Genomic DNA, 20,029 nt, shown 5'->3' on the forward strand with positions numbered 1-20,029 from the left:
TCAAGCCCGGGGCCTACCCCCCAGGGGTGAGCGACAGCCCTCGGGCGCGCGCCTATTCAAGAAGCCAGGCGCAGCACGAACCCGAGGACGTTCACGGCGATGCACTTCACGTCGAAGGAACTCGAACTGAGGGAGAGAATCATCACCGCCCTCCACAGCTCCCTGTCCCTGCCGCTGGTCCTGGAGGCGACGCGGGCCCCGCTGCTCGAGCTCACCCCCGCGGACCACATGGGTCTGTGCGTGATGACGCCGGGGCCGCCCCTCGACTTCCAGTGGCTGGTCCCCGGCCACCGGCTGGCGCTGCTGGACGAGTACCCCCGGTGGGCAGACTCGGACTTCGTGCGCGCGCCCATCTTCGCGCAGCCCAACGTGGTGCTCCGGGACACGCAGATGCTGCCGCGCAGGGCGCTGGAAGCCAGCGCGCTGTACCGGCGCAGCCAGGAGCTGGACCTCAGGCTGGAGCACGTCATGGCCGTGCTGCTGCCCGCCAAGGAGACCCTGCTCGGCGCCTTCACCCTGTACCGGGACCGCCGGGTGGAGTTCTCCGAGCACGAAGCCGAGCTCCTCACGAGCCTCACGCCCCACCTCACCAACGCGATCCGCAACTGCCGCGACATGCAGGCGGCCCGCAGCGGCGCGAGGCTCCTGGAGGAGCTCTACAACCGGCCGGACGCGGGCTTCCTGGTGGTGCTCCCGCCGAGCCGCGAGCTCCTGCGCTCGGAGCGCGCCAGGGTGCTCCTGGACACGTGGTTCGCGCCCTCCGACCTCCACGCATCGGGCATCCCGGGCATGTTGCTGGAGCGACTGCAGGCCCTGACGCGCATGTCCCCGGACGAGCGGCTCAAGCACAACCCGCTCGTGTCGCTGCGCGGCGAGACGTACCTGGTGGTGCGCTTCATCGAACTGCCCCAGCCCGAGGGCCCCGCCCAGTGGGCCCTGTCCATGAACGAGGTCCCCATGTCGATTCCCCTCCCGCAGAACATGCGCCTGCAGCTCACGAACCGGCAGGTCGACATCGCCCAGGGCATCCTGCGCAACTGGTCCAACGAGCAGATCGCCGAGCACCTCGGGCTCTCCGAGGACACGGTGAAGACGCACGTGCGTGACATCTTCGGCCGGCTGAAGGTCGACAACCGCGCGGACTTCCTCTACCAGGCCTCGCACCTCAACCGGCCCCTCTGAGCAGTCGCTCCTAGAAGCGTGGGAGCGCGAGCAGGTTGTCGGTGGAGATGCCGTTCGCCTTCGTGCGCAGGTACGGAGGCGTCGCCTCGACCACCTCCACCTTCACGTCCATGGGGCGGTTGCGCACCCGCGCATCCCCGCCCCTCTGGACCCACAGCACCAGCTCCGCGCGGCTGCACTCTCCCGCGTGGGTCGCCTCGACCCAGCGCAGGCGGGTGATGTGCTCGTGGAGCGTGCCCCCCTCGAGTCGTATCTGGGTGATGTAGCGCATGAAGTCGCCTCCGGTTCGAATGCCACGGTTGAGGGCGGAGGATCGCCGTCCAGGCGCAAGGTGTCTCTACCTCCCCGGAGGTAGAGGCCCGCTTCAGCCCTCCCGGAAGATGCCCGGGTAGATGCTGCGCGTGGCGCGCGCGGAGAGGACCACCGCGGCCTGCTCCTCGGGGTCCGTCAGTTCGCGCAGCACCGCGTTCATCTCCGCCACGTGGCCCTCGTCCAGCGCGCCGTGGCTGCGCAGGAACGTCACCGCCTTGCGGATATGGGGGATGGCGTCCACGGCGATGAGGCGCTCCACCGCGCCGCTCGCGCGCGTCTGGGAGAGGTACTCCAGGACGTACGCCGTCCCCAGCACCGCCGTCGGCACACCCGAGCGGGACGTGAAGAAGTTCCAGCCGGTGTACGCCTCCACCGCGGGCGTCCTCACCGCGCGCTCGACGCGCTCCGCCCCGACGCCCAGGTTCTTCAGGTCCGACAGGAGCCACTTCTCGTGGCCGCGCTCCTCGTCCGCCTTGCGCAGCAGCAGCTCCGCCAGCCAGGGGTGCGTGCCCAGCCGCCGCAGCCTGCGCCCGGCGTCGCCCAGCATCGGCGTGCTCCAGCGCGCGTAGTGGTACGTCTGGACGAGGTAGTGGATGTAGCCCGCCTCGTCGAGCGTGCCGTCGAAGAGCCGCCGCGCGTCCGGGTGCGCGTCCAGCGCCGCCACCAGCGCCCTCGCCTCCTGGTCCAGAAGCTCCACCCACCCCGTCGGGTCCTGCGTCCGCGTCTGCACGTGTGTCTCCTCTCCGGGCCACATCCGGCCGTCCATGTGACTCCCTTCGTCGCCGCGGCCCGGAGTGCGCCGCGGCGACGTTTGCGTGGGGAGACAGCGGGGAGAGGAGGCCCCTGTCCGAGGCCTGGGTGCCGCTACGCCGCGTCGTCCTGGTAGTGCCGCTCGTGCTGCTGACGGAGCACGAACTTCTGGGCCTTGCCGGTGGACGTCTGCGGCATGGCCTCCAGCAGGACGACGGACTTGGGCACCTCGAAGCCGCCGAGGTGCTGCTTGCAGTGGGTGATGAGGTCCGGCGCCGTGGCCGAGGCGCCGGGCTTGAGCACGACGAAGCCGGTGACGGCCTCCGCCCAGCGCGGGTGCGGCAGGCCCACCACCGCCACCTGCAGGACGGCGGGGTGGCGCAGGAGGACCTCCTCGACCTTGATGGACGGGACGTTCTCTCCACCGGTCTTGATCATGTCCTTCTTGCGGTCCACGAAGAGCAGCTGGCCGTCGGCGTCGAACATGCCGAGGTCGCCGGTGTGGTGCCAGCCGAACGCCCGCGCGCGCTCGGTGGCCTCCGGGTCCTTGTAGTAGCCGAGCATCACGTTCGGCCCGCGGTGGACGATTTCGCCCACCTCGCCGCGGCCGAGCAGCCGGCCCTCGTCATCCATGATGGCCGTCTCGTTCGTCACCACCGAGTCCCCCCAGTACGAGCCGAACCGCTTGAGCTGCTGCTCGGGCTTGAACATGGTGGTGGCCGGGTACATCTCCGTCTGCCCCGACGCGAGCGCGAACCCGCCCGGACAGAACTTCTCCAGGAGCTCCACGAGCAGCGTGCGCGCCATGGGCGCCATGACGTACAGACACATGCGCAGGCTGGACAGCTTCGTCGTCGGACGCGCCGGGTGCGCCAGCATGGCGCCGTACATGATGGGCAGGCCCAACAGGAAGGTGACGCCGCGCCGCTCGATGGTGGCGAGCATGGCGCCGGGCTCGAACACCCGCCGCACGATGACGGTGGCGCCCGCCATGAGGAACGACACGGAGACGGCGTGCTGCGCGCAGTGGAACATCGGCAGCACGCACACCGTCACGTCGCTGGGACGCAGCTCCAGCTCGAACAGGTTCCCGCTGAGCGCCGAGTGGATGGACGCGTGCGAGTGCATCACGCCCTTCTGCTGACCGGTGGTGCCGCTGGTGTACATGATCTGCGCCAGCTGCGTGCTCTCGATGTCCACCGCCGGCGGCGTGCCGTGCTGGCCCTTCAGCGTGTCGAGGAAGGCGACGGTGCCGCCTCCGGGCGCGGCCTGTCCCTCGGGGACACAGACGATGAGGCCCAGGCCCCGCGCGTCGAGCATCGCGCGCAGCTCCGGCTTCGCGAGCAGCTCCAGGTCGATGACCACCCGCGACACCTCGGCGTGCTCGAGGATGTAGCCGATGGCCTCCACGGAGAGGCCCGTGTTGATGGGCACCCAGACCAGGCCCGCCTTGTAGATTCCGAAGAAGGCGGTGACCATCTGCGCGGAGTTGCCGCAGAGCATGGCCACCCGCGCGCCCGGGGAGAGTCCTTCGCCGAGCAGGTGGTGGGCGAACGCGTTGGCCCGCCGGTCCAGCTCCGCGTAGGAAAGCTCCAGCTCACCGTCGATGAGCGCCGTGCGCTCCGGCCACCGGAGCGCCGAGCGGCGGAGGATGTCTCCCAGCGAGACGCGGCTGATGTGCTTGTAGACGGCTTCCGGGGTCTGTCCCATCGTGTGCTCCTTCCCGCCCGACTCGGGCGCGCGAGTGGTCCCCCCCGTCATGCACCTCAGCCTCGCGACTTGCGAGGCAGGGTGCCCATGGCCTTGCTGATGATGCCGAGCATCACCTCGTCGGCGCCGCCGCCGATGGACCCCAGGCGCAAGTCACGGTGCGCGCGCGCCAGCGGGTTGTCCCAGGTGAAGCCCATGCCGCCCCAGTATTGGAGGCAGCCGTCGACCAGCTCCCGGGCGAGCCGCCCCGACTTGAGCTTGCACATGGAGGCGAGCTTCACCACCTGCGGGTCGTCCTTGTTCTCGATGTAGAGGGCGACGGTGCGGTAGATGAGCGCCCGGAGCGCCTCCACCTCCGTCTGCAGCTCCGCGAGCCGGAAGTGCACGGACTGGTTGTCGAGAATCGACTGGCCGAAGGCCTTGCGCTCCCGCGCGTACTCGGCCGTCTGCGCGATGAGCCGGTCGAACGTCACCAGGGTGCTCGCCGCCACGAAGAGGCGCTCCTCCTGGAACTGCTGCATCTGCATGGCGAAGCCGCGCCCCTCGTCGCCGATGCGGTTTCGCACCGGGACGCGCACGCCGTCGAAGAAGAGCTGCGCGGTGTCGGACGCCCACATGCCGAGCTTGCGAATCTTCGCGCGGGTGATGCCGGGCCGGTCCATGGGGACGATGATGAGCGACTTGTTCGCGTGCGCCGGGCCGTCCCCCGTGTTGGCGAGCAGGCAGACCCAGTCCGCCTGCATGCCGTTGGTAATCCACATCTTTCCACCGTCGATGACGTAGTCGTCGCCGTCGCGGCGCGCGGTGGTCGTCACGCTCGCCACGTCGGAGCCGGCGCCGGCCTCGCTCACCGCGATGGAGCACACGCGCTCCCCGGCGAGCGTGGGCGCGAGGAACTCCCGTCGCAGCTCGTCACTTCCGAAGCGGGCGAGCGCGGGCGTGGCCATGTCCGTGACGACGCCGATGGCCATGGGCAGCGCGCCGCAGGTGCAGTGCCCCAGCTCCTCCGCGAAGGCGACCGAGAACGAGGCGTCCAGCCCCAGCCCGCCGAACTCCGTGGGCTTGGTGATGCCCAGCAGCCCCAATTCCCCCAGCTTCTTGAACACCTCCCGCGCCGGGAAGAGCTCCGCATCCTCCCACGCGTCCACGTGGGGGTTGAGCTCCTGCTCGACGAACTTGCGGACCGTCTGACGGATGGCGCGGTGTTCCTGGGTCTCGTGCATGCGCTGCCTCGGTGGCTCGAAAGCCAGAGAAGGGTCGACGAAGGGAGGGCGCCACCCCGGCGCGGCGCGCGCACCCAACGGGCGTCCAGCACACCCTCCTACCGATGAGCCCCGAGTCTGCATCCCGCCCTTCTAAAAAAGCAAGCACGCTTGCTTTTTTCAAGAACCAGACGAGCGGACATCCCGCCCCCCACAAGGACTCCTCCCTGGAGGGGACACCGTCGTGTCGTTCGCGGCACTTCGGCCCACCGCGTCATCCACCGGGATGTGCAGCGGGTGCGCACAGTGGCCCGACCCACGGTGCGCCCCCCTCCACGTGGCGCGGAATCGGGACGAGGGGCGCGCGCGTGGCCCGTGGAGCCGACCGTCACCGTGACGGTGGGTGCTCGCCGCCCGTGCACCCGATTCGTCGCGACATTCTCCCGGACGAGACGTTGAGGAGGACAACGCCCTTGGGCGCCCCCGCCCTGGAGAGTCAGGCATCATGCGAGCATTCATCCTCCTGCTGACCACGACGATTCTCGTCGGCTTCGGAGCCGTGGGCTGTGGAGGAAAGTCCTCCTCCGAGGCCCCCGGCGACTCCCTCCTGACCGACGCGGGCACCGCCGACGCGGGCAAGCCCGACGAGACCGACGCGGGTGAGGCGGACTCCGGGACTCCGGATGCAGGCACTCCGGATGCGGGAGCTCCGGACGCTGGGACTCCGGACGCGGGCCGCGAGGATGCCGGCACGCCCGACGCGGGCCGGAGTGACGCGGGCACCGAGACACTGACCGCGCCCACCGGGGTGACGGCGACGCCGGGCATCCGCGAGATGACCGTGGCCTGGAGCTACACCCCGTCCACCACGGGCAGCGCGCTGTCCTCGTTCGAGGTCGCCGCCACGCCCTCCAGCCTCAAGGTCAGCGCGGGCGCCGCCGCCCGAACGGCGGTCGTCACCGGCCTGGCCAATGGCACGCAGTACCGCTTCACCGTCACCGCCATCTACGCGGATGGCACCCGGCAGACCTCCACCCAGTCCGCCGCCGTGCGCACCTTCTCCTTGCCGGCCACGCCGACCTGGACCCGCTTGAAGGGCGCGGACCAGAAGGTGGAGCTGGAGTGGAGCCTGCCGTCGGACGGCGGCCAGCCCATCCAGGGCTACACCGTCACCGTGGCTCCGGGTGGCCAGGTCATCCACACGACCGAGAGGTCCGCGCTCGTCACCGGCCTCACCAACGGCCAGAGCTACACCTTCACGCTGGTGGTCACCACCGCGGTGGGGACCTCCACGCCCAACACCAGCTCGTCGGTCCGCGTCGCCGCCCTGCCGAGCGCGCCCCAGAACGTCACGGTGACGCCCTACATCCGCGCGGCGGAGGTGCGTTGGACCGCGCCCACGAACAACGGTGGCGCCGCGATTTCGGGCTACGTCGTCACCACGCACCCCACGGGCGTGTCCCAGCAGGCGTCCTCGACGGCGACCAGCCTCTACCTGACGGGCCTCGCCGACGGCGCCACGTACAGCTTCAGCGTGGCCGCGCAGAACTCGTCGGGCACGGGCGCCACCGCCACCACCCCCTCCGTGACGCTCCCCTCGCCGCCATCGGCTCCCGTCCAGCTCACCGGCGTCTACCACGCGGGGCAGCTCGAGCTGGACTGGCAGCCGCCCGCCAACGACGGTGGCCGACCCGTCACCAGCTACCGGCTCGTCTCCACCCCCGCGGGCGTGGACCAGAGCTTCCCAGCCTCGCCCACCGTGGCCCGCCTCTCCACGCTCACGCCCGGCGCCACCTACACCTTCACGCTGACCGCTTCGAACAGCGTGGGCGCTGGCCCGGCCACCACCTCCGCGCCCATCCAGCTGCGCGCCCAGCCGCGCGCGCCCACCGACGTGCGCGTGCACTCCACCTCCGCGGGCGCCGTCGTGCGCTGGAACCCGGCCTCCGCGCCCGCCACGGACCCCGTCACCGGGTACGTCGTCACCGCCACACCCGGCGGCGGCTCCGTCACCGTCCCGGCGAGCGCCCGCGTGGCCACGGTGCCCGGGCTGACCACCGGCACCACCTACCTGTTCCAGGTGAAGGCCCGGAACAGCGCGGGTGACGGACGCCCCTCCGCGCCGGCATTCCACCGCCACGTCGTGCCCCTGGCGTGCGCGACGCCGTCCTTCGCGCCCGTGTCCCAGTTCGCCTACCCCACGGGGGGAGACTTCATGGGCGCCGGCGACTTCAACGGGGACTCACGCCAGGACGTCCTGGTGGGCAACCTGTTCGACATCACCGTGCTCGCCAGCGGGCCCGGGCGCGGCTTCACGCGGCTGGCCAACTCCGCCAGCGCCGGCAACGTCCTCAGCTCGGAGCCCCCCGTGGTGGCGGACTTCAATGGTGACGGGAAGCTGGATGTCGCCGCCATCCTGGGCACCGACAGCGATGACAGGACGGGCGGCTTCACCGTCTACCTCGGCCAGGGCACGGGCACCTTCCAGGCGCCCCTGTCGACGCCGCTGGGCACCAACGTCACCACCAGCTTCAACTGCCTCACCGCCCGGGACTTCGACCGCGACGGGAAGCTGGACCTCTTCGCCCATGTCCACCTGGGACGGACGCTGCTCTATCGCGGCAAGGGGGACGGCACCTTCTTCGCCCCCACCACCGTCATCTCCTCCGACACGTACGACTGCCCCGTGGTGGCCGACTTCAACGGGGACGGGAACCTGGACTACGCCCGGCTCGACAGCGCCAACAACCGCATCGTGCAGGTCAACGGCACGGGCACCGGCTCGTTCCGGGTCCCCGTCTACGCTCCGTGCACCAGTTGCTACGGAAACCTGGTGGCGGGTGACTTCGACCACGACGGCGCCGTGGACGACCTGGCCCTGCTCCACCCCGAGAAGGTCCGCGTCTTCAGCCCCTCGGGTGGGACGCTGGCGCTCGCGTCCGAGATGCCCTTCGCCCGTCCGTTCGGCTCGACGGTCCGGTCGCCCCTGCTGGCCGACATGAACGGGGATGGCCGCCAGGACCTGTTCTGGACCAGCGCCCCGGGCGGGCAGCTCAACCTCCTGCCGGGCAGCGCCGGTCCCATGCCCTTCTCCACGCCGCGCAGCCTCGGCTACAACGGCGAGCACTACGCGCCCGCCGCGGGTGACTTCGACGGCGATGGCTTCACGGACGTGGCGCTCACCGGCTACATGTCCGTCCAGATGCTCTGGGGCACGAGTTCCCTGATGGAGAGCCTCCAGCTCGAGGGCGCCCCGGGCGGGCTCGCCAGCGGCGACTTCAACGCGGACGGCTTCGCCGACCTGGCCGCCGGGAGCAACGAGAAGAACGCCATCTTCATGTCGCTGTCGGGCAGCCCGGAGCGGAGCACCGCCGTGCTGTCACCCGTGTTCGTGCCTCCCGCGGGAAAGAAGGTCACCGCCGGGGTGCAGGACCTGGTCTCCGTGGACCTGGACGGTGACGGGCGCGAGGACCTGGCCGCCCTCACCACGTCGCTGACGCCGTCCACGGGCGTGCTGCCCCAGCTCGTCGTCTTCAAGCGCCTGCCGGGCGGAGGCTTCGCGCCCGCGGAGCGCTACGACGAGGACTGGACGCAGGCGGAGCTCATCGCGGTGGACCTCAACGAGGATGGCCGCTTCGACCTGGTGACGACGGAGCGGTTCACCCCCTCGAAAATCCAGCTCGGCGTGTGGCTCAACCAGGGCAGCGGGAAGTTCGCGCCCCGCCTCACCGTGGACGTGACGGCCAACTACGAGGTGCACACCCTGGTCTCCGCCGACCTGGACCGGGATGGCCACATGGACCTGGCGCTCCTGCGTCCGGGCAACCCCAACATCGACAAGGGCGAGGTGTACGTCGTCTGGGGCAATGGCGACGGCACGTTCACCGGACAGACGACCTTCACCGGCGAGTACACGCACCGCGCCATGGGTCGCGCGGACCTGGAAGGCCAGGGCACCGTCGGCCTGCTCATCGACCGGGGCGAGGTGGGACTGCTCACCTATGATTCGGCCCGTCAGCCCACGCTGACGCCCAAGCACAGCCTGGGCATCCGCGCGGGCAATGGCATCCTCACGGCGGACTTCAACGCCGACGGCCTCACGGACACCTTCTCCTTCGAGCCGTTCGGCGCACGCGTGGTGATGCAGACCACGCCCAACACCTTCGCCCTGGGTCCCCTGCCCGGCTGGGGACGCACCGCCCGCGACGGGCTCATCGCGGACTGGAACGCGGACGGCCTGCCCGACCTCGCCTTCAGCAGCGTGGACGCCCAGGCGGCGACGATGGTGCTGAACGTCTGCGTGCCGCCCTGAGGCAGGCGAGGACCCCGGGTCAGTGCGACTCGGACAGGTGGCGGGTGGCGTCCCAGCGCTTGCCATCATAGCGATAGAACCAGGTGGCGTTGCCCTCGCCCCAGTCCACGAGCGCATCCCGGCTCGTCGCGGGCACGCCATGGCGGCCGGGCTTCTTGTTCGGGAGGTAGAGCTGGAGGCAGCTCACCTCGCGGGGCAGTGACTGGACCTCACGCACGAGCCCCTTGCTCGTGAAGAGGACGCGCACGGGCACCGAGCCATTGCACGAGAAGCCCTTGCCCGGGAACGCGTAGTCCGGCGCGCCGTCCTGGTCGAAGTCGCCCCGGATGCAGGGCACGCCCGTCGTGCGGAGCACCTGCGCATCCAGCCCGAGCTCGCGCAGCGCGGACTCCGCCGAGCCCACGCTGCCCACGCACAGGCACTGCTGCGCCTCCGCCGGGTTGCAGCTCGGGTCCTGATAGGAGAGCTCCACGCGCTTGGGGGCCGCCGGCGCGGGGGCCCCCTGGGTGCTCGGGGTCACCACGGCTTGGGACGACGCCTCGGCGTAGCCGAGGGCAACCAACGGAAGAGTCCAGCCCAGCATCCAGCGCACACCCATGATGTATCGGTTCCTTCCAGGCCCAGGAATGAAACGGGCATCCGCCTATACGGCGGGGAGCGAGCGCTATTCAATGCGCCCGCGCACGAAGCGCGCCCCCTCCCCCAGGGCGGACCGTGTCGACCGGTGGCGCGTCCCCATGGACCCGGCCTCGTCCCGGGAGGGGCGGCGAGGCAGAATCGGCCGGCACATGCTCTTCGACGCGAGGACGTGGAGCCGGCACCTGCGCGGCTACGTCATCCATGACTGCGCCATCTCCCATGCGGGGCGACTCCACTTCACCCTCGTCCTGGATGAAGGCGAGGCGGGCTTCAGCCTCGACCCCGACACGCGCTTTCTCTGCTGCGACCTGGACGCGCCCGCCGCGCGGCGGTTCTCCCATGTGGACGCGCTCAATCTCGGTCCGGTGCGCAGCGCGGTGGCCATCTCTCCCTCACTCGAGCTGCTCGCGGTCGACCCCGCCGGGCGGCTCTACCGGTGTCCAGGCCGGGGCACGCCCACCCAGGATGCGCCCCCGCTGCCATGGAAACCTCGCCTGAAGCACCACGAGGGCCACGTCAGGAACCTCAAGCGCGTGGGCCGCCACGTCTACGCGCTCACCGATGCCCGCGAAATCCTCCGCCGCCAGGGCGCGCAACGCTGGGTGCCGCTCGCGGCGAGCGCGAAGGGCGCGCCCTTCCCTCGCGCGACGGACAAGCAGGCGGGATGGAGCACGGGCTTCAACGACCTGGATGGCTTCGCCTCCGACGACCTGTACGCCGTGGGCGGCTTCGGTGATGTCTGGCACTTCGACGGGAAGGACTGGACGAAGTTGCCCTTTGCCAAGGACACGCTGGTGCACACGGTGTGCTGCGCCGGTGATGGGAACGTCTACCTCACCGGCCACCGGGGCGCTCTCTGGGTCGGCCGGGGGAAGCAGTGGAAGCGACTCCAGGAGGGAGGGCTGCCCCTGTCGGAGTTCAGCGACAGCGCGTGGTTCGCGGGTGCGCTCTACTGCGGGACCCATGAGGGCCTTTGGGTGAAGACCCAGCAAGGACGGCTGCGACCCGTGCGCGAGGTGGACCCGAGGATGAAGGCGGACGTGGCGAGGTGCTCCGGTCGCATCGGACTCAGCCCGGATGGCACGAGGATGCTGAGCGCGAGCCACCGAGGCGCCTCCCTCTTCGATGGCGAGCGCTGGACACTGTTGTTCAAGACCTCCCGACCCTCCACGGCCCCACGGCGCAAGATGGACTCTCGGAGGAAGCCATGAAGCCCCCCACCCGCCCCCCGAAGCCCCGAGGACACTCACGCGGCCTGCCGGCCCTCGGGCTCGGACTCACGATGTCGATGACCGCGTGCCGGTCGTCCTCGCAGACTCCGAACGACAACGCCGCGCACCTCGTCTCATCGGAGTCCGCGCCCTTCGTGGAAGCCCCTGCCCAGACGCCCTCATGGCTCGGTATCCCCGCCTCCGACTCGCGGGTGCAGGTCATCGGACGCGCGTACCGCTCCGGGACTCGCGTGGTCTTCTCCCATCCCGGCGTGACGATTCGCGTGCGGTTCTGGGGCGATGCCCTGCGCATGCGCCTCGACGACGCAGGGACAGGCGGCGACACGAAGACCAACTACTTCGACGTCATCGTCGACGGGGGCGCGCCCCAGAAGCTGGAGGTGAAGAGCGGCGCGGCCACCTATCCGCTCGCCACCGGGCTCCCGCTGGGGCTCCACACGGTGGAGGTCCTCAAGCGCACCGAGACCTCCGTGGGCGTCACCACGCTCGAGGCGCTCGAGGTCCACGGAGAGCTCCGGGAGCCGCCGCCCCGCGCGGCGCTGCGGATGGAGTTCGTCGGAGACTCCATCACCTGCGGCTACGGCTCCGAGGTTGCCATCATCCCGCCCTCCCCTTCCTGGCGGGCGCCGACCTTCACCTCCAAGAACGAGAACCCCACGCGAGCCTACGCATGGCTCACGGCCCGGAAGCTGGGCGCGGAGGCCTCGCTCATCTGCCACTCGGGGCACGGCGTGTACCGCAACCTGGACCTGTCGACGACGGGACTGGTCCCCGCCCTCTACGAGCTCGCGGTCCCCGGCCACAGCGCGCCCTGGGATTCCTCCGGTGAATCACCGCACGTGATTGTCATCAACGCCGGGAGCAACGACACCCTCGCCGGTCACGGCACCGACGTGTTCCTCCCGGATGAAGCGGCCTTCAAGTCCGCCTATCGGACGTTCCTCACGCGCCTGCGCACGCTGCATCCGCGAGCACACCTCGTGTGTACGCTGGGCAGCATGACGGATGGCTACAAGCAGCACGAGCAGGGCGGCCAGGTGACCTCCGTCCACGTGGGCGACTGGCTCACCGAGCTGGTCGCGGAGCGCCATCAACAGGGCGACACGCGCGTCCACCGCCATGTCATGGCCGTGCAGAATCCGTCCGTGGACGGAGTCGCCGAGGACTGGCATCCGTCCGCCGCCACACACGCGAAGATGGCCGATGCGCTGAGCCGCTTCATCCAGGACGTGATTCGCCAATAGGGCATCTGCCAACAAGCCACGCCGTGGACAGGAGAATGCTCTGTCCTCATTGAACGACACACGTGTCCAACGGCTGATGGAGCGACCTGGCAGGCCATTGGGCTCACATGCTCGGTGTGCCATGCTTTGGCCATGGCGGACACGCTCGGGTCAGACGCTCCCGTTTCCGAAGGATTGGACCGCCGTCGCTTCCTGACGTGGGTCGTCGCTTCTCCCACGTTGATGATTGCGGCCCGGCTGGGGCTCGACGTGCCCACGGCCCAGGCCGCGCAGCCCGAGGAGACGGCGGCGGCGACGATGAACCTCTACCTGACGCTCCAGGAGGACGGACGCGTCACCACCACCCTTCCACGCACGGAGATGGGCCAGGGCATCACCACCGCCGTGGCCATGCTCGTCGCGGAGGAGCTCGACGTCGCGCTCGACGCGGTCTCCATCCTCCACGAGGACGCGGACTCGCGCTGGTTCACCCAGCTCACGGGCATGTCCACCACGATGCGCCTCCTGTCCGGGCCGCTTCGCGCCGCGGCGGCGGACGCGCGGGCCCGGCTCGTCACGGCGGCGGCGCTGCGCTGGCGGGTCCTGGCGCCCACGCTCACCACCGCGCGGGGCGTGGTGAGCGCGCCCGATGGTCGACGCGCCGGCTATGGCGAGCTGGCGCAGGATGCCGCTCGCGTGGTGCTGCCGCTGGTCTCCACGCAGCCCAAGCCGGTGAGCCAGTACACGCTGGTGGGCCAGCCCACCGGGCGCATCGACGCGCGGGACATCGTCACGGGGGCGACCCGGCACGCCCTGGACCTCGACCTCCCCGAGGCGCTCCCCACGGTGGTGGCGAGACCTCCCACGCTGCGCGGCACCGTCCGCACCGTCGACGACGCGGCGGCGCGGGCCATGGGCGGCGTGGTGGACGTGGTCTCGCTGGGCACCGGCGTGGCGGTGGTGGCCCGGACCTTCGGACAGGCGCTCGCGGCCCGCGCGGCGCTGCGCATCACCTGGACGCCCGGCCCCGCCAGCGCGCTGTCCGACGCGGACATCCGCACGCGCTTGCGCGACGGCATCGGCGCGCGGCCCCTGCCGCCGTTGTTCACGACGCGCACGCTGGAGGGGAGATTCGACTTCCCCTACCTGGCGCACGCCCCCATGGAGACGCAGAGCTGCGTGGCGCGCGTGCAGGGCGGACTGGCGGAGGTCTGGGTGGGGACGCAGGACCCGAAGCATGCCCAGCGCGAGGTGGCGCGGGCGCTCGGCTGGGCTTTGACGCCGTGGAAGGTGACGGTGCACACCGTGCGCGCGGGCGGTGGCTTCGGCCGCAGGTTCTTCAACGAGGCGGCGGTGGAGGCCGCGCTCGTGTCGAAGGCCATCGGCAAGCCTGTGAAGCTGATGTGGAGCCGGGACGATGACATGCGCCACGGGCGCTTCCGTCCCGCGAGCCACCACCGCATCCTCGCCCACCTGGGTCTGGGCGGGCGCATCCTGGGCTGGCACCACCGCGCCGCCATCCCCACCCTGGAGGTGCCGCACGGCTTCGGCGACGTCGTCACCGCGCTGGTCGGAGAAGTGCTCCCGGAGGTCACCGGCGCGGTGTTCTTCGCGCTGTCGCAGAAGCTCCCCTATTCGTTCGGACAGGTGAGCCACGAGCTGCGCGACATCTCCATCCCGATTCCCACCGCGTCCTTCCGCTCGGTGTTCACCAGCCAGGTCGGCGTGTCGAACGAGGTCTTCGTCGACCAGCTGGCGCGAGAGCTCCAGGTGGACCCGGTGACGCTGCGTCGCGAGCGGCTCGACTCGAACCGGCTCAAGGCGGTGCTGAACAAGGTGGTGGCGGAGGGGCAGTGGGGGCGCGCGCTGCCGCCCGGGGTGGCGCAGGGGGTCGCCGTGCTGGAGGAGTGGGGGAGCGCCATCGCGCACCTCATCGAGGTGGACGTCACCGGAGGGACGCCGCGGGTGCTGCGCATCGTCATCGCCGCGGACGTGGGCCTGCCCATCAACCCCAAGGGAATCGAGGCCCAGCTCCAGGGCGCGGCGGTGGACGCGATGTCCACCACGCTGAGCGCGGGCATCCACATCGACGCGGGCGCGGTGCGCGAGAGCAGCTACGCGGACTACCGCTGGATGCGCATGAAGCACGTCCCGGCCGACATCCAGGTGCACCTGGTGCGCTCGGATGACCGCGTGGGCGGCGTGGGCGAGCTGGGCTACCCCAGCGCCGCGGCCGCGCTGACGAACGCGATTGCACGGGCCCGGGGCACGATGCCCAACCGCTTCCCCATCCTCGACGAGGGAGTCTGAGCATGCCGGCCCATCAGTTCATCCTCAATGGTCAGACGGTGTCGGTGGAGGCGCCCGAGGACCTGTCGCTCCTGTGGGTGCTGCGCGACGTGCTGGGCGTGACGGGGCCGAAGTACGGCTGCGGCGTGGGCGTGTGCGGCGCGTGCACCAGCCACCTGGACGGCGAGGCGTTCCGGCCCTGCATCCACCCGGTGGGCACGCTTCAGGGGCGCGAGGTGATGACCATCGAGGGTCTGGGCGCACAGGGGCTGCATCCGGTGCAGCAGGCCTGGATGACGGAGGACGTGGCCCAGTGCGGCTTCTGTCAGCCGGGGCAGATCATGGCCGCCGTCGCGCTGCTGAAGAAGAACGCCCACCCGTCCGACGCGGACATCGACGCGGCGATGAGCGACAACGTCTGCCGGTGCGGCACCTATGTCCGCATCCGCGCCGCCATCAAGCGCGCCGCCCTGCTGCTGCGAAGCGGCGCGGGGGGCGGTTGAGGGGCGCCTGGCATGCGGGCGCCCCGAGCCTTGCCCGGACTCAGCCGAGCTTCTTGCGCAGCCAGGTGTCCAGGGCGAAGCGACCGGGACCCACGGTCATCAGCACCACCGCGATGACCAGGTAGAGCAGGGGCAGCTCATAGCTGCCGGCGTGGCCGACGAACGGGTCACCCTTCACCACGGCGTGCACGTGAGTCGCGACGGCCATGGTGAAGAAGAGGCCCAGGGACGCCAGGGGGACGAGCAGGCCCAGCACCCAGGCGAGCCCGCCGCCGAACTCGGAGAGCGCGGCGAGCGCCTGGAGGATGCCCGGCACGGGGGCCTCGGCGCCCATCCAGCCGAACGGGTTCTGGATCTTCGACCAGCCGTGGAACATGAACGCGATGCCAGCGACGAGGCGAAGCAGCAGCAGCCCGACGCTGGGCGCCGTCGGCAGGGGAGCAGGGAACAAGGAGGCGAGCTTCATGGCGAATCCTTCGAGGAGTCCGGGCTCTTCAGCTCGGGCGGGAGCGACGGGTGCGCTCCGGGTTTGACCTGACGCGAGACATAATCCAGGTCTTCCTCTGGTGGGAGGTCTCGCCAAGCGATTGGAATCATGTCCAGGCGATATCTCGTGGTGAAACCCGCGGGGCTGTCTTCACCACGGCTTGCGAGGTCCTCGCCCCATGCCCCATAAGGAACACATGCGGCCAGTGGACGGCGAGCGGACGTACCAGGAATGGGCCCTGTCCGCCGACTCGCGGCATCCTGGATGGACCGCCGTCGAGCGGTTCTTGACGAGCACCCTGCCCTCGTTGCGGCCCGCGGCGCTCGCCATCTTCGACTTCGACCCGCGCACGGGCACCTATCAACAGACCCGGGCTCCCGTCGTCGCGACAAGCGATGACCTCCAGCCTTCCGACATCCTGGCCGGCCTCCGGCGCGACGCGTACGTGGTGCTCCTCCTCCACGCCCCAGTGGAGATGAAGGACGTGTTCCCTGAATACGTGCTGAGCGCCGAGGGTGTCCTCGCGCCCCCCCGGAGCGAGCGCGTCTTCTACGCGCCTGTCACGGGGCTCGAAGAGACGCTGAAGCTGGGACGGCATGCCCTGGTGATGTCACACGATGGTGACCCGCTGTACTGGATTGCATCGCCTCCACCTCCCGGTGAGAGGCATCCCGACTCCGCCCTCACGCCTTCCGAGGATTGGGCTCCCGCGAAGGGCGCCACGGTCGGCCGCTATCTGCTGGTCGAGGTGTTGTCCGCCAGCGCCGTGAGCGTCGTGTACGACGCCTACGACCCGGAGCTGGAGCGCCGCGTCGCGCTGGAGCTCTTGCGCACCAGCAGCGCGCCAGGCACCGACGCCGAGCACGAGGAGCGCGCCCTCCTGCTGCGTGAGGCCCAGGCGCGGGCCCGCGTCTCCCATCCCAATGTCGTGGCCATCTACGACGTGGGCACGTTCGGGCCCCATGTCTTCCTCGCCATGGAGCGGGTGGAGCCCCAGACCCTCGCCGGCTGGCTGGCGGCTTCGCCGCGCACGTCGCGACAGGTGCTCGACGTCTTCATCGACGCGGGGCGAGGGCTCGCGGCGGCGCACGCGGTGGGCATCGCGCACGGAGGCTTCGGACCCGACCAACTGCGCGTCAGCGCGGAGGGACGCGTCCACGTGACCGGCTTCGGCCTGTCGAAGCGCAAGGCGCCGCTCCGGTGCTCGTACGCCGCGCCGGAGGTGCTCCAGGACGCCTCACTCACGAGTCCGGCGGCCGACCAGTTCTCCTTCTGCGTCGCGCTCCACGAGGCCCTCTACGGCGTCCAGCCCTTCACGGGCGGAGCGCCGCCCGGCGCCAGACAGCTCGCGCCCCTCCCTTCGGGCTCGCGCGTCCCCACATGGCCGCGCCGCGTGCTGTCGCGCGGGCTCGCCGACACGCCCTCGGAGCGCTTCCCCACCCTCACCGCGCTGCTGGACGCCCTGGGGCAGGACCCCACCGCGCGTCGACGACGCGGACTGTGGGTCGCGGGGGGCGGGGCGCTGCTGGCCCTGGCCGTGGGCCTCACCCATGTCCTCCACTCCCGCCGGGCCTGCGACGGCGCGAAGGAGGAGCTCACCCACGTCTGGGGCCCGGCGCAGCAGGCCAGCATCCAGGCCGCCTTCACGGCCACCGGCAGGCCCTACGCCCAGGTGGCCTGGGAGCGCGTCCGCCGCGAGCTGGACGCCTATACCTCCGCCTGGGAGCGGATGCGCACCGACACCTGTCGGGCCTCCCAGGTCCGCGAGGCGCCGACCGAGGCGGTGCTGGGGTGGCGCATGCGCTGCCTCGACAACCGGCTCGCGGAGGTCTCCGCGCTCACCACGCTCCTGTCCCAGGCGAACGCGAGGACGGTGGACGAGGCCCACCGCGCGGCGACGGGACTGGCGCCTGTCACGGCCTGCGCCGGACAACACGCCCCAGGCGCACCCCACGAGACGGCGGACGAGGGAGCCCCGGCGCACCGGTCGGCCCTGGCCCGGGGCCGAGCGCTCCTCGCCACCGGTCGCTACGAGGAGGGCCTCACGCTCGTGGAGCCGGCGGCGCGCGTCGCGAAGGAGGCCGGGCATCGACCCGCGCTCGCGGAGCTCTCGCTGCTCCTCGGCGAGCTGCGCGAGGGCGCCGGCCACTGGCGAGGCGCCGAGCGCGCGCTCTTCGAGGCCCTGGACGCCGCGGAGGCCACGCGCCAGGACGCCGTGGCGACCCGCGCATGGATACTCCTGGTCCGTGTGTCCTGCATCGGCCTGGACGAGTACGAGCTGGCCGCGCGATGGAAGGACCGCGCCGCCGCGGCGCTGGAGCGCCTGGGGGACGGACACCTCCTGGCGCGCATCCAGCTCCTCACCTACTCGGGGACCCTGCTGCGCATGCAGCGGCACTACCCCGAGGCCGCGGCCCAACAGGAGCAGGCCCTGCTGCTGGCGGAGCAGGCCTTCGGCGCCAACGGCCTCGAGGTGGCGGACGTCCTCCTGGAGCTCGGCGTCAGCCAGTGGCGCGACGCCCGGCTGGCCCAGGCCCGGGTGACACTGGAGCGCGCGGTGGACATCACCCGACGGACCCTCGGCGACGAGCACCCCGAGGTGGCTCGCGTGCGGCTGGCGCTCGTCCCCGTGCTGCGGGACGGCGCCTTCGTGCCCCAGCGCGCGAACGCGGAGCAGGACGCGCGCGACTTGGACCTGGCGGAGCAGACGGTCCGCGAGGCCCTGGCCATCCTGGAGCGCACGCTGGGCCCGGAGCACCCCCGCGTCTACGACGCGCTCAACGACCTGGGCTCGACGCTCGTGGTGCGGGAGCGCTTCCGGGACGCGCTCCCCATCTACGCGCGCGCCCTGGCCATCGCCGAGAAGACGGACGGCCCCAAGAGCCACGGCGCGGCCGTCATCCACGGCAACCTCGGGGTGCTCCGCCTCCAGCAAGGCGACTACCGGCTGTCCGAGGAGCACTTCCGCCAGCTGCTCGCCATCCGCGAGGAGCTCTTCGGGCCCCAGCACCCCATCCTCATCTCCACCCTGCGGCTGCTCGGGCGCGCGCTCATGCGACAGCAGCGCCATGAGGAGGTGCTGCCCTTCTTCCAACGGGCCGTCGACCTCCAGCTGGCGTTGCCGGACGACGCCGACGAGCGGTGGACCGCGTCCCTCCTGGACCTGGGGAGCGTCTACCTGTTGCTCCATCGCCCCGCGGAGGCCATCGCGCCCCTGGAGCGCGCCGTCGCGGGCTGGGAGCATGCGCGCCCTCTGCCGGGTCAGCGCACGGATGCGCGCTTCATGCTCGCGCGGGCCCTCTGGGAGTCGGGCAGGGACCGCGCTCGCGCGGCGCGGCTCGCCACCGAGGCGAAGCAGCTGGCCATCTTGGATGGCGCCCCACAGCCCTTGCGTGAACGCATCGACACGTGGCTCGCACAGCCGGCGAAGCGATGATTCACGCGCGCCTGGAGCCGTGATGTCCCGCGCCCGACGTCACGCGGCGCCCAGGCCGGACGTCGTTGGTTTCGCGCGGGTCGCGGGCTAGCGTCCGCGCACATGAAACAAGTCTCCCAGTCCATCGAGGCGTTGAAGCAGTCGAAGCTGCTGGAGCTGACCCTCTCCGAGCCCATCTCGGCCGACGCGCTGGTGAAGGCCGTGAAGCCGCACTTCGGCACCCTGCGCTGGACGCCGCCCCCCAGCTATCGCGAGGCGCTCGCACTGGGACTGTGCATCGCGGAGCGCAACCTCCAGGCGGACGGCCTGGACGTGGGCTTCTGGCTCTACGACGCGGAGGACATCGCCAGCGCGAACGAGGACCTGGTCCACCTGCCGGAGGGCGTCTCCATCGAGGAGGGCGTGGACCTCTCCACCAACCACCTGGTCGGCTTCGCGGAGGCGGGCGGCGAGGCCGTGTGGTGCTTCGACGTGAGCAAGCCGGGTCCGAATGGTGAGTACCCCATCTACTACCACCACCAGGACCAGCCGCGCGCCCGCGTGCTCGCGACCGGTGCGTGGCACAACCCCGAGGATGCCACGCCGGACTTCGAGTCCTTCCCGCAGTGGCTCGAGACGATGACCGCGGCCCTCACCGCCCCCAAGCCGCCGAGCTGGTTCAAGGACGTGGGCGCTCCCGGGATGACCTTCGCCGACAAGCGCCTGTCGCTGTAGTCCGGCGCCACGGCCCCCGAGTCGCGGGGGCCCTCGTG

The 20,029-nt window shown here is 71.0% G+C and carries 14 protein-coding genes; 8 read left to right on the forward strand and 6 right to left on the reverse strand.

Going from position 1 to position 20,029, the window contains the following annotated elements; translation table 11 throughout:
- Positions 1-99: 99 nt before the first annotated feature.
- The gene (locus OWM54_RS10520) at positions 100-1,182 is read left to right on the forward strand and encodes a LuxR C-terminal-related transcriptional regulator (RefSeq protein ID WP_267697400.1); all 1,083 of its coding nucleotides are present in this window, start codon (positions 100-102) and stop codon (positions 1,180-1,182) included.
- A gap of 10 nt (positions 1,183-1,192) precedes the next feature.
- Here OWM54_RS10520 and OWM54_RS10525 read toward each other — a convergent pair whose 3' ends face one another.
- The 4 genes from OWM54_RS10525 to OWM54_RS10540 all read right to left on the reverse strand — a co-directional run bounded on the left by OWM54_RS10525 (position 1,193) and on the right by OWM54_RS10540 (position 5,177).
- Positions 1,193-1,453, reverse strand: a complete 261-nt coding sequence (locus OWM54_RS10525; protein ID WP_141332259.1) for a DUF3892 domain-containing protein — start codon at positions 1,451-1,453, stop codon at positions 1,193-1,195.
- Positions 1,454-1,546: 93 nt separating this feature from the next.
- Positions 1,547-2,248 (reverse strand): iron-containing redox enzyme family protein, encoded by a 702-nt coding sequence (locus OWM54_RS10530; protein WP_420715372.1) that lies wholly within the window; start codon positions 2,246-2,248, stop codon positions 1,547-1,549.
- 110 nt (positions 2,249-2,358) lie between these two features.
- The gene (locus OWM54_RS10535) at positions 2,359-3,954 is read right to left on the reverse strand and encodes an AMP-binding protein (protein WP_223752047.1); all 1,596 of its coding nucleotides are present in this window, start codon (positions 3,952-3,954) and stop codon (positions 2,359-2,361) included.
- A 56-nt stretch (positions 3,955-4,010) separates the two neighbouring features.
- Positions 4,011-5,177 (reverse strand): acyl-CoA dehydrogenase family protein, encoded by a 1,167-nt coding sequence (locus OWM54_RS10540; RefSeq protein ID WP_267697402.1) that lies wholly within the window; start codon positions 5,175-5,177, stop codon positions 4,011-4,013.
- 484 nt (positions 5,178-5,661) lie between these two features.
- On the opposite strand from OWM54_RS10540, the gene OWM54_RS10545 reads away from it, so the two are divergent.
- Positions 5,662-9,468 (forward strand): FG-GAP-like repeat-containing protein, encoded by a 3,807-nt coding sequence (locus tag OWM54_RS10545; RefSeq protein WP_267697403.1) that lies wholly within the window; start codon positions 5,662-5,664, stop codon positions 9,466-9,468.
- A gap of 19 nt (positions 9,469-9,487) precedes the next feature.
- On the opposite strand, the gene OWM54_RS10550 is transcribed toward OWM54_RS10545, so the two are convergent.
- Complete coding sequence (locus OWM54_RS10550; RefSeq protein ID WP_223785436.1) at positions 9,488-10,066, reverse strand: hypothetical protein; 579 nt, start codon at positions 10,064-10,066, stop codon at positions 9,488-9,490.
- A gap of 190 nt (positions 10,067-10,256) precedes the next feature.
- Between OWM54_RS10550 and OWM54_RS10555 the strand changes: the two genes are divergently transcribed.
- From OWM54_RS10555 to OWM54_RS10570, 4 genes are all read left to right on the forward strand, one after another.
- Complete coding sequence (locus tag OWM54_RS10555; protein WP_223752050.1) at positions 10,257-11,318, forward strand: hypothetical protein; 1,062 nt, start codon at positions 10,257-10,259, stop codon at positions 11,316-11,318.
- The gene (locus OWM54_RS10560) at positions 11,315-12,583 is read left to right on the forward strand and encodes an SGNH/GDSL hydrolase family protein (RefSeq protein WP_267697404.1); all 1,269 of its coding nucleotides are present in this window, start codon (positions 11,315-11,317) and stop codon (positions 12,581-12,583) included. The genes OWM54_RS10555 and OWM54_RS10560 overlap by 4 nt, the downstream gene beginning before the upstream one ends.
- 132 nt (positions 12,584-12,715) lie before the next feature.
- Positions 12,716-14,872 (forward strand): xanthine dehydrogenase family protein molybdopterin-binding subunit, encoded by a 2,157-nt coding sequence (locus OWM54_RS10565; protein ID WP_324289063.1) that lies wholly within the window; start codon positions 12,716-12,718, stop codon positions 14,870-14,872.
- Positions 14,873-14,874: 2 nt separating this feature from the next.
- Positions 14,875-15,354: a (2Fe-2S)-binding protein gene (locus tag OWM54_RS10570; RefSeq protein WP_223752053.1), complete on the forward strand. Its 480-nt coding sequence runs from the start codon at positions 14,875-14,877 to the stop codon at positions 15,352-15,354.
- 40 nt (positions 15,355-15,394) lie between these two features.
- Here OWM54_RS10570 and OWM54_RS10575 read toward each other — a convergent pair whose 3' ends face one another.
- A complete protein-coding gene (locus tag OWM54_RS10575; protein ID WP_267697406.1) occupies positions 15,395-15,820 on the reverse strand; it encodes a DoxX family protein in 426 nt (141 codons plus the stop codon).
- A gap of 217 nt (positions 15,821-16,037) precedes the next feature.
- Between OWM54_RS10575 and OWM54_RS10580 the strand changes: the two genes are divergently transcribed.
- The gene (locus OWM54_RS10580) at positions 16,038-19,277 is read left to right on the forward strand and encodes a serine/threonine-protein kinase (RefSeq protein ID WP_267697407.1); all 3,240 of its coding nucleotides are present in this window, start codon (positions 16,038-16,040) and stop codon (positions 19,275-19,277) included.
- Between the two features lie 102 nt (positions 19,278-19,379).
- Positions 19,380-19,991 (forward strand): SMI1/KNR4 family protein, encoded by a 612-nt coding sequence (locus OWM54_RS10585; protein ID WP_248544176.1) that lies wholly within the window; start codon positions 19,380-19,382, stop codon positions 19,989-19,991.
- Positions 19,992-20,029: the final 38 nt, after the last annotated feature.

Origin of the sequence: Myxococcus sp. MISCRS1 (assembly GCF_026626605.1) — a bacterium.
GTDB classification, from domain to species: domain Bacteria; phylum Myxococcota; class Myxococcia; order Myxococcales; family Myxococcaceae; genus Myxococcus; species Myxococcus fulvus.

What these genes read in the sequence shown, in the direction of transcription:
- OWM54_RS10545 (WP_267697403.1), top strand. Translation starts at nt 5,662, where the DNA reads ATGCGAGCATTCATCCTCCTGCTGACCACGACGATTCTCGTCGGCTTC.
- OWM54_RS10580 (WP_267697407.1), top strand. Translation starts at nt 16,038, where the DNA reads ATGCGGCCAGTGGACGGCGAGCGGACGTACCAGGAATGGGCCCTGTCC.
- OWM54_RS10575 (WP_267697406.1), bottom strand. Translation starts at nt 15,820, where the DNA reads ATGAAGCTCGCCTCCTTGTTCCCTGCTCCCCTGCCGACGGCGCCCAGC.
- OWM54_RS10565 (WP_324289063.1), top strand. Translation starts at nt 12,716, where the DNA reads ATGGCGGACACGCTCGGGTCAGACGCTCCCGTTTCCGAAGGATTGGAC.
- OWM54_RS10560 (WP_267697404.1), top strand. Translation starts at nt 11,315, where the DNA reads ATGAAGCCCCCCACCCGCCCCCCGAAGCCCCGAGGACACTCACGCGGC.
- OWM54_RS10550 (WP_223785436.1), bottom strand. Translation starts at nt 10,066, where the DNA reads ATGGGTGTGCGCTGGATGCTGGGCTGGACTCTTCCGTTGGTTGCCCTC.
- OWM54_RS10570 (WP_223752053.1), top strand. Translation starts at nt 14,875, where the DNA reads ATGCCGGCCCATCAGTTCATCCTCAATGGTCAGACGGTGTCGGTGGAG.
- OWM54_RS10520 (WP_267697400.1), top strand. Translation starts at nt 100, where the DNA reads ATGCACTTCACGTCGAAGGAACTCGAACTGAGGGAGAGAATCATCACC.
- OWM54_RS10530 (WP_420715372.1), bottom strand. Translation starts at nt 2,248, where the DNA reads ATGTGGCCCGGAGAGGAGACACACGTGCAGACGCGGACGCAGGACCCG.
- OWM54_RS10535 (WP_223752047.1), bottom strand. Translation starts at nt 3,954, where the DNA reads ATGGGACAGACCCCGGAAGCCGTCTACAAGCACATCAGCCGCGTCTCG.
- OWM54_RS10540 (WP_267697402.1), bottom strand. Translation starts at nt 5,177, where the DNA reads ATGCACGAGACCCAGGAACACCGCGCCATCCGTCAGACGGTCCGCAAG.
- OWM54_RS10555 (WP_223752050.1), top strand. Translation starts at nt 10,257, where the DNA reads ATGCTCTTCGACGCGAGGACGTGGAGCCGGCACCTGCGCGGCTACGTC.
- OWM54_RS10525 (WP_141332259.1), bottom strand. Translation starts at nt 1,453, where the DNA reads ATGCGCTACATCACCCAGATACGACTCGAGGGGGGCACGCTCCACGAG.
- OWM54_RS10585 (WP_248544176.1), top strand. Translation starts at nt 19,380, where the DNA reads ATGAAACAAGTCTCCCAGTCCATCGAGGCGTTGAAGCAGTCGAAGCTG.